At 46.6% G+C, this 416-nt stretch carries 1 protein-coding gene; it reads right to left on the bottom strand.

The window, feature by feature from the left end; translation table 11 throughout:
• The coding region (locus AB4486_RS27500; RefSeq protein WP_372119972.1) for a LysR family transcriptional regulator at positions 1–416 on the bottom strand (416 nt) is incomplete at both ends.

Genomic DNA, 416 nt, shown 5'->3' with positions numbered 1-416 from the left:
GGAGTTTTTGGGCTTACCAATACGGAAACCAATATCAAACCCTTCTTTAACCATATCGACGATTCGGTCTTCGAGTCTCAATTCAAAATCAACATCTGGATACTGCTTCTGGAAAACCGCAATCGCCTGCTGAACATATTGTCGACCGAACATGGTCGAGCTGGTGATTCTTAATAACCCTCGAGGCTCTGCATGATAATTTTGCGCCAAGCGTCGAGTATCGTTCAACAGTGCACGAAGCTGATGCGCTTGATTGACCATCTCATTGCCTGCAGCTGTCAGAGATAACGAACGAGTGGTTCGATTGAGTAACCGAACATCCAGCTCTTCTTCAAGACGGCTGATCTGTTTAGAGATAACGGAACGGTCGACGTTTCTTTGCTCCGCCACTTTGACAAACGAACCCAGCTCAACCA

The organism is Vibrio sp. 10N.222.55.C6, assembly GCF_041473395.1.
Taxonomy (GTDB): domain Bacteria; phylum Pseudomonadota; class Gammaproteobacteria; order Enterobacterales; family Vibrionaceae; genus Vibrio; species Vibrio crassostreae_C.
This window is presented reverse-complemented; position numbering and strand designations above follow the sequence as displayed.